At 64.6% G+C, this 15,418-nt stretch carries 14 protein-coding genes and 1 pseudogene; 9 read left to right on the plus strand and 6 right to left on the minus strand.

The genetic code is table 11. The features are described 5' to 3' along the window. Nucleotides 1–199 precede the first annotated feature (199 nt). Genes Y703_RS0106825 through Y703_RS0106845 form a run of 3 tightly spaced genes read left to right on the plus strand, consistent with a single transcriptional unit; the run spans nt 200 to nt 3,011 of the window. Complete coding sequence (locus tag Y703_RS0106825) at nt 200–1,408, plus strand: thiolase family protein (protein WP_026552108.1); 1,209 nt, start codon at nt 200–202, stop codon at nt 1,406–1,408. Beyond that, the gene (locus Y703_RS18470; RefSeq protein WP_035764123.1) at nt 1,408–2,151 is read left to right on the plus strand and encodes an enoyl-CoA hydratase/isomerase family protein; all 744 of its coding nucleotides are present in this window, start codon (nt 1,408–1,410) and stop codon (nt 2,149–2,151) included. Before Y703_RS0106825 ends, Y703_RS18470 begins: the two co-directional genes overlap by 1 nt. Continuing rightward, nucleotides 2,148–3,011, plus strand: a complete 864-nt coding sequence (locus tag Y703_RS0106845; RefSeq protein WP_026552109.1) for a 3-hydroxyacyl-CoA dehydrogenase family protein — start codon at nt 2,148–2,150, stop codon at nt 3,009–3,011. The genes Y703_RS18470 and Y703_RS0106845 overlap by 4 nt, the downstream gene beginning before the upstream one ends. A gap of 3 nt (nt 3,012–3,014) precedes the next feature. Here Y703_RS0106845 and Y703_RS18475 read toward each other — a convergent pair whose 3' ends face one another. Continuing rightward, nucleotides 3,015–3,884 carry an SGNH/GDSL hydrolase family protein gene (locus Y703_RS18475; RefSeq protein WP_051427374.1) on the minus strand — a complete coding sequence of 290 codons (870 nt, stop codon included), beginning with the start codon at nt 3,882–3,884 and terminating at the stop codon, nt 3,015–3,017. 82 nt (nt 3,885–3,966) lie between these two features. Here Y703_RS18475 and Y703_RS0106855 point away from each other — a divergent pair, with 82 nt between their 5' ends. Then, nucleotides 3,967–4,722 carry a tyrosine-protein phosphatase gene (locus Y703_RS0106855; RefSeq protein WP_051427375.1) on the plus strand — a complete coding sequence of 252 codons (756 nt, stop codon included), beginning with the start codon at nt 3,967–3,969 and terminating at the stop codon, nt 4,720–4,722. A gap of 36 nt (nt 4,723–4,758) precedes the next feature. On the opposite strand, the gene Y703_RS0106860 is transcribed toward Y703_RS0106855, so the two are convergent. Further along, nucleotides 4,759–5,160 carry a PaaI family thioesterase gene (locus Y703_RS0106860; protein ID WP_035764125.1) on the minus strand — a complete coding sequence of 134 codons (402 nt, stop codon included), beginning with the start codon at nt 5,158–5,160 and terminating at the stop codon, nt 4,759–4,761. A 138-nt stretch (nt 5,161–5,298) separates the two neighbouring features. On the opposite strand from Y703_RS0106860, the gene paaZ reads away from it, so the two are divergent. Beyond that, on the plus strand, nt 5,299–7,383 hold the full coding sequence (gene paaZ / locus Y703_RS0106865) for a phenylacetic acid degradation bifunctional protein PaaZ (protein ID WP_026552112.1): 2,085 nt from the start codon (nt 5,299–5,301) through the stop codon (nt 7,381–7,383). A gap of 48 nt (nt 7,384–7,431) precedes the next feature. Here paaZ and Y703_RS0106870 read toward each other — a convergent pair whose 3' ends face one another. Genes Y703_RS0106870 through Y703_RS18480 form a run of 3 tightly spaced genes read right to left on the minus strand, consistent with a single transcriptional unit; the run spans nt 7,432 to nt 9,862 of the window. Next, nucleotides 7,432–8,040 (minus strand): TetR/AcrR family transcriptional regulator, encoded by a 609-nt coding sequence (locus Y703_RS0106870; protein ID WP_026552113.1) that lies wholly within the window; start codon nt 8,038–8,040, stop codon nt 7,432–7,434. Next, nucleotides 8,040–9,377 (minus strand): phenylacetate--CoA ligase PaaK, encoded by a 1,338-nt coding sequence (paaK, locus tag Y703_RS0106875; RefSeq protein ID WP_026552114.1) that lies wholly within the window; start codon nt 9,375–9,377, stop codon nt 8,040–8,042. Before paaK ends, Y703_RS0106870 begins: the two co-directional genes overlap by 1 nt. Beyond that, entirely contained in the window at nt 9,374–9,862 is a 489-nt protein-coding gene (locus Y703_RS18480; RefSeq protein WP_051427376.1) for a hotdog fold thioesterase, read from the minus strand. Before Y703_RS18480 ends, paaK begins: the two co-directional genes overlap by 4 nt. Nucleotides 9,863–10,357: 495 nt before the next feature. Here Y703_RS18480 and Y703_RS0106885 point away from each other — a divergent pair. From Y703_RS0106885 to Y703_RS18490, 4 genes and pseudogenes are all read left to right on the plus strand, one after another. After that, a pseudogene (locus Y703_RS0106885) lies at nt 10,358–10,609 on the plus strand (carbohydrate ABC transporter permease); the annotation flags it as partial. After that, nucleotides 10,606–12,111 carry a GH1 family beta-glucosidase gene (locus Y703_RS18485; protein ID WP_253907958.1) on the plus strand — a complete coding sequence of 502 codons (1,506 nt, stop codon included), beginning with the start codon at nt 10,606–10,608 and terminating at the stop codon, nt 12,109–12,111. The pseudogene Y703_RS0106885 and the gene Y703_RS18485, both read left to right, overlap by 4 nt. A 38-nt stretch (nt 12,112–12,149) precedes the next feature. Beyond that, the gene (locus Y703_RS23325) at nt 12,150–12,407 is read left to right on the plus strand and encodes a LacI family DNA-binding transcriptional regulator (protein WP_343212878.1); all 258 of its coding nucleotides are present in this window, start codon (nt 12,150–12,152) and stop codon (nt 12,405–12,407) included. Then, complete coding sequence (locus tag Y703_RS18490; protein WP_343212879.1) at nt 12,317–13,234, plus strand: LacI family DNA-binding transcriptional regulator; 918 nt, start codon at nt 12,317–12,319, stop codon at nt 13,232–13,234. Before Y703_RS23325 ends, Y703_RS18490 begins: the two co-directional genes overlap by 91 nt. On the opposite strand, the gene Y703_RS0106900 is transcribed toward Y703_RS18490, so the two are convergent. Then, on the minus strand, nt 13,171–15,351 hold the full coding sequence (locus tag Y703_RS0106900) for a S9 family peptidase (protein WP_026552116.1): 2,181 nt from the start codon (nt 15,349–15,351) through the stop codon (nt 13,171–13,173). The two genes, Y703_RS18490 and Y703_RS0106900, sit on opposite strands and share 64 nt — an antisense overlap. Between the last annotated feature and the right edge of the window lie 67 nt (nt 15,352–15,418).

Raw genomic sequence — 15,418 nt, forward strand, 5'->3', positions numbered from 1 at the left:
GGCGGCACGCCAGCAGCTGCGCACCGGTCGTCGTGCCAGCCCATTCCCCCCAGAATAGTGGCGGGCCCGCGGATGAGTGGTGGGGCAACAACGACGGTGCGGGGGCCACTATTTTGGGCACGTCTGTAATATAGAACGAACGGTCAGTAATTGGGCTGCCGTGAGACTAACGAAATCGCTGATGATTCTGGAGGCAGGCATGGCCGAGGCATTTTTGGTCGGCGGGGTTCGTACCCCGGTGGGACGCTACGGCGGGGCCCTTTCAGGCGTCAGACCGGATGACCTTGCGGCGCTGGCCATCCGCGAAGCAGTGGCCCGCGCCGGAATCGACCCCGCGCAGATCGACGAGGTGATCCTCGGCAATGCCAACGGCGCCGGTGAGGAAAACCGCAACGTGGCCCGCATGGCGTCGCTTCTGGCCGGACTGCCGGACACGGTCCCCGGCATCACCGTCAATCGGCTGTGCGCCTCAGGACTCTCGGCCATCATCATGGCCTCGCACATGATCAAGTCAGGTGCGGCCGACATTGTCATTGCCGGCGGCGTCGAATCGATGAGCCGTGCCCCCTGGGTGATGGAGAAGCCAGCCAAGGCCTTCGCCAAGCCGGGGGAGGTCTTCGACACCTCGATCGGCTGGCGGTTCACCAACCCGGTCTTCGCCGCACAGGACAAGACCACCTACTCCATGCCGGAAACAGCCGAAGAGCTCGCCTCAGTTGACGGCATCACCCGTGCGGAAGCCGACGCCTTTGCCCTGCGGTCCCATCAGCGGGCGCTGGCTGCCATCGAGGCAGGCCACTTCCGCGACGAGATCGTTCCAGTGCATACCCGCTCCGGTAAGCGCGAGGTCACAGTCGACACCGATGAGGGCCCCCGGGCCGAGACCACCCTTGATGTTCTGGCCGGGTTGCGACCGGTTGTCAGGCGCGACGGAGTGGTCACCGCCGGCAACGCCAGCTCCTTGAACGACGGCGCCTCGGCCGTCGTCGTCGCTTCCGAAGCGGCAGTGAACCGGCTGGGACTCGCCGCCCGCGCGCGTATTCTCGATGGGGCATCGGCTGGCGTCCCGCCAGCCATCATGGGCATTGGCCCGGTCCCAGCGACGCAGAAGGTGCTCCAACGCACCGGTCTGAGCATCGGCGACCTCACGTCCGTCGAACTCAATGAGGCGTTCGCTACCCAGTCGATCGCCTGCATCCGCCGGCTTGGGCTGGACGAGGAATTGGTGAACCGGGACGGTGGGGCGATCGCCCTTGGCCACCCCCTCGGGTCTTCCGGCTCACGGCTGGCGATCACCCTGCTCGGCCGCCTGGAACGCGAGGCACGCGGCGAGGGCCGAGCGATTGGCCTGGCCACCATGTGCGTCGGCGTCGGGCAGGGCACCGCCATGCTGCTGGAGCGCGTCTAGTGGAAGAGTTCAGCACGCTACGCGCCACTGACGGCGACGACCGCCTCACCGTCCAGCTGCACCGCCCCGAGGTCCGCAACGCGATCGACCAGACCATGGTTGATGAACTCCACGCCGTCTGCGAGCTCCTTGAGAGGCAGCCGCGCACCCTCATCCTGGCCGGAAGTAACGGCGTGTTCGCCTCAGGCGCTGACATAGCCCAGCTGCGGGAACGACGCCGCGACGACGCGCTGGCCGGGATCAACTCGACCCTGTTTGCCCGGATTGCGCGGCTGCCCATGCCGGTGATCGCCGCTCTTGACGGATACGCGCTCGGTGGCGGGGCGGAGCTCGCCTACGCCGCCGACTTCAGGATCGGCACACCCAGCCTGAAGATCGGGAACCCAGAGACCGGCCTCGGCATCCTGGCCGCCGCCGGAGCCACCTGGCGCCTGCGGGAGCTGGTCGGTGAACCCCTGGCGAAGGAGATCCTCCTCGCTGGGCGGGTTCTGGGCGCCGAGGAGGCCCTCGCCGTGAGGCTGATCACGGAGATCCACGAGCCGGAGGTTCTCCTCGCCGGGGCCAACGCGCTCGCCGACCGGATCGGCAGGCAAGACCCGCTGGCCGTCCGCATCACCAAATCCGTGTTCCATGCCCCGCCCGAGGCCCACCCGGTCATCGACCAGCTGGCTCAGGGAATACTGTTCGAATCCGAGGCGAAGTTCGACCGGATGCAGGCGTTCCTCGACAGGAAGAAGAAATGACCACAACGCTAGAAATCCCTGAAACAGTCGGCGTCCTGGGCGGTGGGCGAATGGGCGCCGGCATAGCGCACGCGTTCTGCATCGCTGGTGCTGCGGTCGTCGTCGTCGAGCGCGACGTCGATGCGGCGGAAGCGGCCAGGCAGCGCGTCCTCGATGCCCTTGGCAAGAGTGTGCAGCGGGGGACGACGTCGGAGGATCTGGAGACGCTGGCGGCCCGGGTTTCCGTGTCGGTGGACTACTCAGCGTTTGAAGCCTGCGGGTTGGTGGTCGAAGCGGTCCCCGAGGATGTCGAACTGAAGGCCGCGGCTCTCACAGCTGTTGAAGAGCGGTTGGCTCCCAGCGCGTGGCTGGCCACCAACACCTCATCCTTGTCGGTCAGCGCATTGGCTGAAAAGCTGATGCGCCCTGAACGGTTCTGCGGACTGCACTTCTTCAACCCGGTGCCTGCGTCGACGCTGATAGAGGTTGTCCTGGTACACCAGACGTCGGCTGAGCTCGCGGCGGCAGCTCGCGGCTGGGTGGAACTCTTGGGAAAGACCCCGGTGGTCGTCAAGGACGCTCCGGGTTTCGCCAGTTCACGCCTGGGCGTGGCTATCGCACTTGAGGCAATGCGGATGGTCGAGGAAGGCGTCGCGTCAGCCGAGGACATCGACACCGCAATGGTGCTCGGTTACAAACACCCTGTCGGCCCGTTGCGGACCACAGACCTGGTGGGGTTGGATGTCCGGCTCGGCATTGCTGAGTATCTTGAGTCGACCCTGGGGGAGCGGTTCGCGCCGCCGCAGCTACTGCGGAACAAGGTGGCCCGCGGCGAGCTGGGACGGAAGTCAGGCAAGGGCTTCTTCGACTGGACCGAGTAGTCCTTACTTCCGGAGCGCACCCACCTCGCTACGGACAGACTTCAGATAGCCGCTCTGGTACCCCTCGGCATTTGGGTGGAGGTCGTCGATCGCTGTGAAGCCCGTATAGGTGATCCACGGGTCCCGGGTGCCGATCCCATGGCCCTTGAATCGCTGCACCACATCAACGTAGTGCAGTCCGTTCGCTTTGGCGTTCTGCCGAATCACAGTGTTGAGGGCATCGGTGCCCTCATTGAACAGCTGTTGGGCCTCGGTGCTGAGCAGTAATTCAGAGCCGGACTTGGGCGAGAATAGATGCGGGTACCCAGTGACGACAATGCGGGCCTCGGGTGCGGCAGCGCGCAGGTTCCCGTACAGGTCATCCAGTGCAGCGGCGAGGGTTGTCTGAGCCTGTAGCGTGCGGCCATCGATCACCTGTTCGCAGACGGCCAGCAGCTGGGTAGCGCACGCGCCCACCACCGCGCCGAAGCCCAGATCATTGCCGCCGGCAGACACCGTCACCAGATCGGTATCGGCACCGATCAGGCCAGCTAGGACAAGCCCCTCCAGCTGCTCAGGGACGTCGGGTACGGCGTCGGTTCGGTCAGCTGCAGCCTTGGCTCCAGAGCAGGTGGCGTTGTAGGTCAGCTCCACTTTCCGGAGCTGATCCAGGAGCCCAGGTAAGCCCAGAGGAGACTGTCCGCACGCGTTGAGGTACGGTCCGGCACCAAACCCGGCAGCGTAGGAATCACCCAGTGCAACATAGTCGGCGGGGGGCTTCGGGCCGGGGGCATCCGCGGCGGCGGGGCCAGCGATCGTGCCGGCCAGCAGGCCAGCCGCGAGGACTGCGGCAGCGGCGCAGCGTCCAAATAGGGAGGGGCGAGGAGTTTTCATTGCTCAAAGCTACTCCTTGGAAAGGATCCTGGATATGGGAGAGCCAAGACGCCTTGCCGGGGCGTTTTGTTAGCATGGGTAAATGACCTCCCTGTCGGGCCACACAAATGGACAGCTTTCCACCGGACACCGCACCGTCCGGTGGGAAGGTGCAGTCAATGCCCGTGACCTTGGCGGTCTCGGTGGAGTCATCCAACCGGGCCGCATCTATCGGATGGGCCGCCACGAATGGCTGACCCCTGCGGGCTGGCAGCAGGCGCACAACGACGGTGTCCGCACCGTGGTGGACCTCCGGAACCCCGGAGAATTTGGGCGGCGTGACACCGATCCCGTCGTTGCCGACGACGCCCTGGGCAATTTTGCGATAGTCAATCACCCCACCGAAGACCAGTCCGACGCGGAGTTCATGGAGCTGGTGGGTCCCTATCTGAGCTCGCCCGAGTACTACTGGGAGAATCTGCGGCGCTGGCCGGAAAAGATCCTGGCCGTGATTCAGGCGGTGATCGACGCACCTGAGGGCGGCGTCGTCATTCACTGCTCGGCCGGCCGCGACCGCACCGGGATGGTGACGGCGGTGATGCTGTCCGTCGCAGGGGTGTCAGCTGACGACATAGTGCAGGACTATGCCCTCGGTGTCCGTGGGATCAACGAGTTCTTCGCGACGCAGGAGACGCCGAAGGAGCCGCCGGTATCTGAGGAAGAGCTACTGGAACGTCTTGACCGATCGTCGGCGCATCTCCGCGAGCTGCTCGCCCAGTTGGACGCGGAGCAGTATCTCCTGGACGCCGGGTTGACGCCGGCGGGATTGACGGCGTTGAAGGCAAGACTGACCGGGTGACCCGCCTGGTCGTTTCCCCAATAACAGCCAGGGCGCCTAGCGGCGGTCGAGCAATAGATTGGTGATCCGCAGGCTGCAGAGGCGCGCGCCCTCGTCGTTGGTCAGTACCACCTCGTGGGTGGTGAGGGTCCCGCCCAGGTGGATGGGGGTGGCGGTGATAGTGACCAGTCCTTCGCGAGCAGATTTGTGATGGGTCGCTGAAACATCGACGCCGACAGCTGTCTTCCCCAGCGTGCTGGCATGGATGACCGCCGCCCACGAACCCACAGCCTCGCCCACAGCGAGGGACGCGCCACCATGCAGGAGGCCGAAGGACTGCCGGTTACCCTCCACCGGCATTGTCGCCACAACCCGTTCAACAGATTGCTCAAGGATTTTCACGCCCATCTTCTCATCGAGTTCGCCAAGCTGAATCTGCCAGATCTGGTGGGTCACCATGGGCTCCTATGGGAGGTGGAATGTGGATTAATGTACGCTGGACATATTACCGAACGCCCGTTCAGTTATCCTCACTTCAGCTATCCGATGGGGAGCTGCGGGGCGCCGGAGACACTCAAAGTGAAAGGCAAGTCGACGATGACTTCTACAGCTGTACGCGTGGAGACGGTTCCCAGTTTCATTGAGGACGCCTGGTGGACGCCCGACGCCGGTTCCTTGACCGAGCGCAACAGCGCTGAAGTGCGGGATGCGAGCACCGGCGAAACGCTCGCACTGGTCAGCACCGAGGGGCTCGACGTCGGTGGTGTGATCGACTACGCCCGCACCACCGGTCAGCGTTCCCTCGGCGAGTTCACCTTCCACCAGCGTGCCCTGATGCTCAAGGCGCTGGCACAGTTCCTCAATGACCAGCGTAAATCGCTCTATGAGCTGTCGGCTCGAACCGGCGCGACGACTATCGATTCCATGGTGGATATCGACGGCGGGATCGGCGTGCTCTTCACCTTCGGGTCCAAGGGGCGCCGCGAGCTGCCTAACTCGAATGTCGTGGTGGATGGCCCCCCGGAGACCTTGTCGAAGGACGGCACCTTTCTCGGAGAGCACATCTACACCCGTATTCCCGGAGCAGCAGTGCAGATCAACGCCTTCAATTTCCCGGTCTGGGGCATGCTCGAGAAGCTTGCGCCGGCGTTCCTGGCGGGTGTTCCCACAATCGTCAAACCGGCAACACCCACCGGGTACCTGACCGCCGCCGTCGTGAAATTCATCATTGAGTCCAACATCCTCCCGCAGGGGGCACTGCAGCTGATCTCCGGATCAGCCCGGGACCTGCTCGACCACCTGGATTACCGGGACCTCGTCTCGTTTACCGGGTCGGCAGCCACGGCCAACAAGCTGAAGTCCCATGACAACGTTGTCCACGGTGGAGTGCGCTTCACCTCGGAAACCGATTCGCTCAACGCCGCCATCCTCGGCGAGGATGCCGTTCCGGGCACGCCCGAGTTCGACGCCTTCATCAAGTCGCTCGTCACCGAAATCACTGTCAAGGCGGGTCAGAAGTGCACCAGTATCCGCCGTACCATAGTGCCCAAGTCACTGGTGAACGAGGTCGTCGCCGCTGCGAAGCAGCGCATCGAACAACGCATCATCCTCGGTGACCCACGCGCCGAGGGCGTGACCATGGGTGCACTCGCTTCTCTGGAGCAACTCCGTGACGTCCGTTCCGCCGTCGAGACCATGATCGCTGCCGGCGGTGAACTTGCCTACGGCACCCTTGACGCCCCCCGCGTCACGCACGCGGACGGTACCGTCGACACCGCCGTCGACGGCGCCTTCATGTCACCCGTGCTGCTTACCTGGGAGAACGCTGAGGCAATCGAACTGCACACCATTGAAGCGTTCGGGCCGGTGGCTTCGGTGATCGGGTATGACGACACCGAGCACGCCGTGCGGCTCGCTGCACTGGGCGCGGGATCCCTGGTGGCGACCGTGTGTTCCAACGACCCCGCTGTGGCGCGCGAGCTGGTCCTGGGGATCGCAGCCCACCACGGCCGAGTGCTGATGCTCAACCGGGAAGATGCCCGCAGTTCCACCGGCCACGGTTCGCCCGTGCCGCACCTGGTGCATGGCGGACCGGGCCGCGCCGGCGGTGGCGAGGAACTCGGCGGGATCCGCTCAGTGCTTCACCACATGCAGCGGACAGCGATCCAGGGGTCACCGAACATGCTCACCGCGGTCACGGGGGTCTGGCACACTGGCGCAGACCGCCGGTTCGATGGCACCCACCCGTTCCGGAAGGACCTCGCCACTTTGCAGATTGGCGACGCCGTCCGTTCCGAGCTGCGGCAGGTAAGCCTTGAGGACATCACCGCGTTCGCTAACTCCACCGGGGACACCTTTTACGCGCACACCAACGAGGACGCCGCGGCGGCTAACCCGTTCTTTTCCGGCATCGTGGCGCACGGTTATCTGCTGCTGTCCTGGGGCGCCGGGCTGTTCGTCGATCCCGCGCCCGGCCCGGTCCTGGCCAACTACGGTCTGGAGAATCTGCGGTTCATTACCCCGGTCGCGGCCGGGGACTCCATCCGGGTCACCCTCACGGCCAAGCGCATCACCCCGCGCGAGGACGAGGAGTACGGCGAGGTCGCCTGGGACGCGGTGCTGAACAACCAGGATGATGAAATCGTCGCCACCTACGACGTCCTGACCCTCGTCGAGAAGTAGGGCAGCGACAACCTTCCGCCCTCGGCGGGCTTGGTGCAGCGACTTTGACTAGGTGCTGTGCAGCCCGTCGAAGGCCATGGTGATGACATCGTCTGCCAGCTGATCGGCCGAGACGGCACCGCCGGGTTTGTACCACTCGACAATCGAGTTGATAGTGCCGAACAGCAGCCGGGTGGTGGTGCGCGGGTCGATGTCGGACCGCAGGGACCCCTCGGTACGCGCGGCATCCACCAGCGCTGCCACCTGATGATCGAAGGTACGACGGCGTTCCAGGGCGCCGCGCTCCACGTCGGTGTTCCCCCGCAGCCGCAGCAGCAGGGTGACGAAGGGGAGCCGCTCAATCAACACGGCAATGGTGCCGCGCAGGACGAATTCCAGCCGGGCGTCCGCCTTGCCAGAAGTCGCTGCGGGGTCGGTCAGCACCGCTTCCAGTCCATCCAATGCATGATCCAGCGCCAGCCGGAGCAGGTCTCCCTTGGAGGGGACATGATGGTAGATGGCCGACTTGCTGATGCCAAGATTTTCGGCGAGGACGCCCATCGACGTGGCCTCGTAGCCATGCCGGTTGAATACGTCGACGGCGATGGTCAGGACAGCCTGTTGGTCATACCCTGGCCGCCCGCGCCGGGTTGCCGCCTGCGGGGGAGCAGCCGCCATCAGGTGCCAGCCTTGGGGCGCAGGTCGTAGATGCGCCGGAGCTTGCCACTGGATCGGGCGAGCGAGCCCGGCTCGGCAATGGTGACCGCACAGCTGGAGCCGATGTGGATCTTGATCTGGTCGCTGAGATGGCTGGCTGCGGCCTCGGCGTCGAGAGCTGATACGCCGTCCCTCGGCTCAATTTTGACAGTCATCGCATCCATCCGCTGGCCCTCAGGCCGGGTGATCTCTAACTGGAAGTGGGGGCTGAGCGCCGGGATGCGCAGCGCAATCTCCTCAATCTGGGTGGGGAACAGGTTCACCCCCCGGAGAATGATCATGTCATCGCTGCGTCCGGTGATGCGCCCCATCCGGCGCATGCCCGGCCGTGCGGTGCCGGGCAGGAGTCGGGTGAGATCGTGGGTGCGGTACCTGATGATAGGCAGTGCCTCCTTGGTGAGGGAGGTGAAGACCAGCTCGCCGTGTTCGCCGTCGTCCATCACCCTGTCGGTGAAGGGGTCGATGATTTCGGGGCGGAAGTGGTCTTCCCAGATGTGGGAGCCGTCCTTGGTCTCGACGCATTCGCCTGCCACTCCCGGGCCCATCACTTCGGAGAGGCCGTAGATGTCGCAGGCATCGAACCCCATCCGGCTTTCGAGCTCATGGCGCATCTCCTCGGTCCACGGCTCGGCACCCAACACGGCTGTCTTCAGTGAGGTGCTCGACGGGTCGATGCCCGCCGCTGCCATTGCGTCGAGGATGGTGAGCAGATAGGTGGGGGTGGCAAGGATAGCGTCGGGCTCAAAGTCAGTGATGAGCTGGACCTGGCGTTCGGTTTGCCCGCCCGAGATGGGGATGACAGTGCAGCCGAGTTTCTCGGCACCGAAGTGGGCGCCGAGGCCGCCAGTGAAGAGGCCGTACCCGTAGGCGTTGTGTACCTTGTCACCCGTTTTGACGCCCGATGCCCTGAGGGACCGTGCAACGAGGGTTGCCCAGCGGTCCAGGTCACCCGACGTGTAGCCGACCACTGTGGGGCGCCCGGTGGTGCCCGACGACGCGTGGATACGTGCCACTCGATCCTGCGGGACGGCGAACATCCCGAACGGGTAGGTGCGCCGCAGATCCTCCTTTGTGGTGTAGGGGAAGGCCGCCAGGTCGCTGAGCTCCTTGAGGTCGGAAGGGTGGACCCCTACCGAATCGAACTTCTCCCGGTACAGCTGAACGTTGTCATAGGCGTACTGCACTGTGTGCTGGAGCCTGGTCAGCTGGAGTGCCTCGATCTGGTCCCGTGACATCAGCTCCTCGGCGTCGAGGGTTGAGGGGTCGGCAGCTGAGGCCTTGAGTGCCGTACTGGTCATGGGAAGCTCTTTTCTGTGCGGGTGGCAGCGGTACTGTCAGAACTGTCGGCCGGGATGCTGTGAGGACGTGGAATGGTGCGCGAACGCCCGCGAAACTCAGCAATTGCTCGGTCACCGCCGTCGTCGGCAGCGGTGATCGAAATATCGTAAAGACCGCTGCGCCCCGCCATTCCTCGCCGGGTGGCTGTGGCAGTGAGCAGATCACCTGCCCGGGCTGAGGCCAGGAACGTGACGTCGGCGCCCGAGGCGACGGTGATGGTGTCGGTCTCGCCGACAGGGTTGCAGGCTAGGGCAAAAGCCGAATCGGCAAAAGCGAACACCATTCCCCCGTGGGCGATCCCAAAACCATTGAGCATTTCGGGCCGAAGGCGCATGGTGATCACTGCGTGCCCATCTGTGAGATCGACGACGTCTATCCCGAGCCAGCGTGAGGCATGGTCTTGCTCAAGAATGGGATGCGTGGGTTGGACGCCCGTGTCCACCATTGGAGCCTCACTGTTTCAGGTGTCGCTTGTTTAGTGACCGAATGTTCATTAGGTAATTTACTCAGGTAATACCGGCGGGCAGGGTGGTGTCAAGCGATGACGCAGTCCCGAAACCTGCCGGGACCCCCGCGCCTATCAAAAAGGGCAGAGTTGAACATAACGATTGCGTCACGGCTGGCAAGTACACCAGCGGCTCACTGGGCGTTTTGATTTGGTGGTCGCCCTGTTCGTCGCCAGTGGAAGCGCCCCCACGTGACAGAAAGGCCTGACCACCTCAGGCTGACTCGTGAGTGTGAGAGCGCTCTCACGCCTGACCGGCAACCACCCGACAAAGGAGTCACCCGTGCGTAATCGAGCCGAATTCACCGCGCTGTCCGCGAGCGCAGCCTGCATAGCCCTCGCTGTGTCAGCCTGCGGTTCCGGTTCCACCCCTGCCGGAGACGTTGATGATCCCACCGGGGAGTCAGATGTCACTTTGACAGTTGCGACCTTCAACCGGCAGCGGCCATGCTGGCACTATTCACCTTCATGGCAACGTGGACCAACTTCTTCTGGCCCTTCATCGTGCTCGATCCGAGCAACCCCACCCTTCCGGTGGCACTGCAGCTGCTGCAGGCAGCCCACTTCGTGGACTATTCTGTGGTTCTCGCCGGTGCAGTGCTCTCGACCGTTCCACTCCTGCTGGTCTTTGTCCTGGCAGGGCGCCAACTCGTTTCAGGAATCATGCAAGGAGCAGTCAAAGGATGACCAGCACAGAAATCACCTTCCCGGAGGGCTTCCTCTGGGGTGCAGCCACAGCGGCCTACCAGATTGAAGGCGCTGCCCACGAGGATGGCAGGCGGGACTCTATCTGGGACGTGTTCTCCCGGGTGCCTGGAGCTGTCGCCGACGCGCACAACGGGGATGTCGCCTGTGATCATTACCACCTCTCGGCCGAGGACGTTCGGCTGATGAAAGAGCTGAACCTGCAGGCCTACCGGTTCTCCACCTCCTGGGCCCGCTGCATGCCTGACGGCATTACCCCCAATGTCGAGGGCATCAGGTTCTACTCCCGGTTGGTGGACCAGTTGATCGCTGCCGGGATCAAGCCCTGGCTGACCCTCTACCACTGGGACCTACCCCAGGCCCTGGAGGAGCAGGGCGGCTGGACCAACCGCGACACCGCGTACCGGTTCGCCGAGTACGCTGCGGTGATGCACGAGGCCCTCGGCGACCGGGTGCGCATCTGGACCACGTTGAATGAGCCGTGGTGTTCTGCCTTCCTGGGCTACGCTGCGGGGATTCATGCGCCGGGGCGGCAGGAGCCGCGCGCCGCTCTCGCTGCCGCCCACCACCTGCTCCTCGGCCACGGGCTGGCGGCGCAGGAGCTGCGCCGTCGAGACCCGTCAGCTCAGCTGGGGTTGACCCTTAACCTCACCGTCCCTGATCCGGTTGACCCGGACAGCGCGGCCGACGTCGACGCCGCCCGCCGGATCGACGGGCAGTTCAACCGGATCTTCCTCGACCCCGTGTTTAGTGGGCAGTATCCCAGGGACGTGCTCGACGACGTGAGGCATCTCGGGCTGGAAGAGTTCATTCGCGACGGCGACCTGGACATCATCGCCGAGCCCCTTGACCTCCTGGGAGTGAATTATTATCACGGGGAGGCGGTGACTGCGTCGCCCGATCCTGCTGGCGACGGCGGTGGACACGCAGCGGTCGGGCGCCCTGTCTCCTCACCCTATGTAGCAGCCGACGGGGTCCGATCGGTACCCCGCGGGCTACCGGTCACCGGAATGGGCTGGGAGGTGCAGCCCGAGGGGTTGCGCCGACTCCTGGGTCGGGTGCACGCTGAGTACACCGGCCCGGCAGGGATTCCCATCTACATTACGGAGAACGGGGCTGCCTACGACGACTTGCCAGACGCGTCCGGCTATGTGGACGATCAGGACCGGCTGGCCTATTTTGAAAGCCATCTTGGGGCGGTGCATGCAGCGATCGACGACGGCGCCGACGTGCGCGGCTATCTCGCCTGGTCCTTCCTCGACAATTTCGAATGGGCCTGGGGATACCACCAGCGTTTCGGCCTGGTCCGGGTGGACTATGACACCCAGCAGCGCACGCCCAAGGCCAGCGCCCTCTGGTATGCCGGAGCTGCTGGAGCGAATGCGCTACCGGCCGGCGGGACCTCGCTGCAGGACGAGGCCCCCGGAAAGCCCCCGCGGGAGGTGGCAGCGCTGGGGGACGCTGCGATGGCAGCCACCGGGTAAGGACAGTTGGCAGGTGATCGTGTCGTATTCTCTAGGTCATGGATGATCAGCAACCACGGGGAGTGCGGCCCGGACTCGCGAACCCGCAGGGAGCGAAGTACAGCCCCACTCTTGAAGACCTAGCCGCTGCGGCAGGTGTGTCCCGGTCGACGGCGTCCCGCGCCATCAACGGGGGTAGCAGGGTGAGTCCCGAGGCCCAGGCGCTGTGGACGCCGCGGTCGTCGCGCTCGCCTACACGCCCAATCGTGCTGCGCGTTCACTGGTTACCCGGCGCACCTCGTCCATTGCCCTGGTGATCCCTGAACCTGACATGCGAGTCATGATGGACCCGTTCTTCGCGATGGTGATTACGGGTGTCACCGAGTCGCTGAGGGAGACCGACGTGCAGTTGGTCCTGCTCATGTCCCGGAGCGATGATGCAGCCCGAACCGTCAGGTATTTGCGGGGCGGGCACGTGGACGGGGCCATCGTCGTCTCGCATCACGAGGGCGACGCATGGGTGGGGCCGCTCGCCGAGAGTGGTCTGCCCATGATGTTTATCGGAAGACCCTGGCAGAGCGGTCACGGGCTGACGTATGTGGACACCGACAACTACGGTGGCGGCAGGCAGGCGGCACGCCACCTGCTTGCCGCGGGAAGTGAGCGACCGGCCACCATCGCCGGGCCCGCTGACATGACCGCCGCCGTCGACCGCCTCCGCGGCTGGCAGGACGGGCTGCTGGGGGCTGGCGTGGCGCCAAGCCCGGTCGAATTCGCCGATTTCACCACGGTGGGTGCGGCAGCGGCGACCAACCGTCTCCTGGACGCCGCGCCGGACACAGACGCCATCTTCGCTGCTTCTGACCTGATGGCCGTCGGTGTACTGGAGGTCCTGCGTTCGCGCGGCCTCCGGGTTCCGGAGGACGTACCAGTGGTGGGATATGACAATCACAGCATTTCAGCGATGGCGACGCCGGCCCTGAGCACTGTCACCCAGCCCATGGTGGAGATGGCGACCAAGGCGGGCACCACGCTCCTCGAGGAGATCGAGGCATCTGGCACCCATCCGGACCCGGTTGTCTACCCCGCCGAACTGGTGGTGCGTGACTCCTCAGCACCCAGGGCGGCCGCGACAAAAGCGTAGTCCCAGGCGACGTCCTTCCACTTTTCGTACCTACCACTCGCGCCGCCGTGGCCGCCGTCCATCTCGGTTTTCAGCACAATCGGTTCACTGCCGGTGGTTGTCTCCCGGAGCTTGGCCACCCATTTGGCAGGCTCCACGTACAGCACACGGGTGTCGTTGAAGCTGGTGACCGCTGCAATCCGGGGGTACGCCGTGGCAACGATGTTCTCGTAGGGGGTGTACTCCTTCATGTACCGGTACACCTCCGGGTCGGTGATTGGGTTGCCCCACTCCTCCCACTCCAGCGCCGACAGCGGAAGCTCCGGGTCAAGGATGGTGGTCAACGCGTCGACGAACGGCACCTGGGCCACCACCGCCCGGTACATTTCGGGGGCGAGGTTGGTGATTGCGCCCATCAGCAGGCCGCCAGCGGATCCGCCCATTGCGGCAATCCTGGTGGGGTCCACGTATGGCGACGCCGCCACGTGGCGGGTAGCGTCCACGAAATCGGCGAACGTGTTTTTCTTGGTGAGTTTCTTGCCGCCCTCGTACCAGGTGCGGCCCATTTCGCCGCCGCCTCGGATATGGGCCACCACAAACACGACGCCGCGGTCCAGCAGCGATAGCCGGGCAATGGAGAAGCCGGGGTCCATGCTGATCTCGTAGCTGCCGTAGGCGTAGACCAATGAGGGGTTGCTGCCATTCGCGACCAGATCGGCCCGCCGCAGCACCGACAACGGAATGAGCGTGCCGTCAGTGGCTGTGGCCCACTGCCGTTCAGCAGTGTAATCTTCCGGCCGGTACCCGCCGCGTACCTCCGTCTCCTTGCGGAGCAGCAGGCTCCCCGTCTCCAGCACATAGTCGTAGACGCGTGGAGGAGTGAAGAAGGACGTGTAGGAGAGCCTGATGATCGGCGAGTCGAACTCGGCATCGGCGAGGTTGCAGGTGAAAAGCTCCTCATCGAATCCCGGTTCAACCGGGGCACGCTGGCCGTCCGTGCCAAGCCCGGCCAGCGGGAGCACCTGAACCCGTTCGATGGTTTCCTTACGAACTGACACGATCAAGTGGGTTGATGTGACAGCGACCCCGCCGACCCGCACGGCGTCGTCGTGGTCCACTACGGTGCGCCAGCGTTGATCGGCGAGCGGTTTGGTGAATTCGGACTCGGCGGCCAGGCTCACCATTGAGTTCCTGGCTTCCCTGTTGTGGGTGAGCACGTAGTGGCGAACACCCTCGATCATGACGGGATCTGCCTCGTAGAGCACCTTCTCGCTGCGCGGGATCAGCGTGAGGAGGCCAGCTGACTGATTGGCCAGGTCAAGCACGCGGTACTCGCTGTACTCGGAACAGCCGATGCCAATGAGGAGCTGGGTCCGGTCGGCAGACAGGTCGAACCCGGTCCACATGGCGACGTCGTCCTCCTGATACACCACTGAATCCTGCGCTACCGGTGTGCCGAGGGTATGCCGCCTGACCTGATAGGGGCGCCAGGAATCATCGACCACCGTGTAGAACACCTGGGTGCCATCGGGGGAGAACGCCAGACCGTAGAAGATGTTCGGCACCACATCGGGGAGCAGATCGCCGGTGCGCAGGTCCTTGATCCGCAGGGTGAACCGCTCGTCGCCGGCGTTGTCCTCGCAGTAGGCCAGCAGATACCCGTCCTCTGTGACGGCCAGGCCGCCGAGGGAGAAGAACGGCTTACCCTCGGCTTCTGCGTTGCCGTCCAGCATGACCTGCTCACCCTCGATCGGACGGCCGGGAACAATCTCCGGCGGGGTCCAGTCTTTGGCAAGGTCACCGGTATCGGTTGCTGCCACCCGGGCGCTGATGGCGTACTGCTTGCCCTCTTCGGTGCGGGCGTAGTACCACCAGCCCTTCTTGCGGGTGGGCACCGAGAGGTCGGTCTCCTGGGTGCGGTTCTTGATCTCGGTGAAAATGTCCTGCCGGAGCTGCTCCTGATCGGCGGTCACCGCATCCGTGTACGCATTCTCTGCTTCGAGGTGGGCCACCACCTCGGGGTTCTCCTTCTCCCGCAGCCATTCGTACTGGTCCACGAAAGTATCCGAGTGGTGGGTGCGTTCCGTCGGGACCCGCTTGGCAACGGGCGGGGTGGGGAAGTGAGTATCTGCAGTCATGGCAACCATCCTGCCAGAGACTCAGGCGTGCAGGTTTCCCCAGTTTCTGCGCCCCATACCGTGTGGC

Origin of the sequence: Arthrobacter sp. H20 (genome assembly GCF_000520515.1) — a bacterium.
Lineage (GTDB): Bacteria > Actinomycetota > Actinomycetes > Actinomycetales > Micrococcaceae > Arthrobacter_D.

Coding starts and splice junctions, on each gene's coding strand:
- Y703_RS0106825 (WP_026552108.1), top strand. CDS start 200: ATGGCCGAGGCATTTTTGGTCGGCGGGGTTCGTACCCCGGTGGGACGC.
- Y703_RS0106845 (WP_026552109.1), top strand. CDS start 2,148: ATGACCACAACGCTAGAAATCCCTGAAACAGTCGGCGTCCTGGGCGGT.
- Y703_RS18475 (WP_051427374.1), bottom strand. CDS start 3,884: ATGAAAACTCCTCGCCCCTCCCTATTTGGACGCTGCGCCGCTGCCGCA.
- Y703_RS0106855 (WP_051427375.1), top strand. CDS start 3,967: ATGACCTCCCTGTCGGGCCACACAAATGGACAGCTTTCCACCGGACAC.
- Y703_RS0106860 (WP_035764125.1), bottom strand. CDS start 5,160: ATGGTGACCCACCAGATCTGGCAGATTCAGCTTGGCGAACTCGATGAG.
- paaZ (WP_026552112.1), top strand. CDS start 5,299: ATGACTTCTACAGCTGTACGCGTGGAGACGGTTCCCAGTTTCATTGAG.
- Y703_RS0106870 (WP_026552113.1), bottom strand. CDS start 8,040: ATGGCGGCTGCTCCCCCGCAGGCGGCAACCCGGCGCGGGCGGCCAGGG.
- paaK (WP_026552114.1), bottom strand. CDS start 9,377: ATGACCAGTACGGCACTCAAGGCCTCAGCTGCCGACCCCTCAACCCTC.
- Y703_RS18480 (WP_051427376.1), bottom strand. CDS start 9,862: ATGGTGGACACGGGCGTCCAACCCACGCATCCCATTCTTGAGCAAGAC.
- Y703_RS18485 (WP_253907958.1), top strand. CDS start 10,606: ATGACCAGCACAGAAATCACCTTCCCGGAGGGCTTCCTCTGGGGTGCA.
- Y703_RS23325 (WP_343212878.1), top strand. CDS start 12,150: ATGGATGATCAGCAACCACGGGGAGTGCGGCCCGGACTCGCGAACCCG.
- Y703_RS0106900 (WP_026552116.1), bottom strand. CDS start 15,351: ATGACTGCAGATACTCACTTCCCCACCCCGCCCGTTGCCAAGCGGGTC.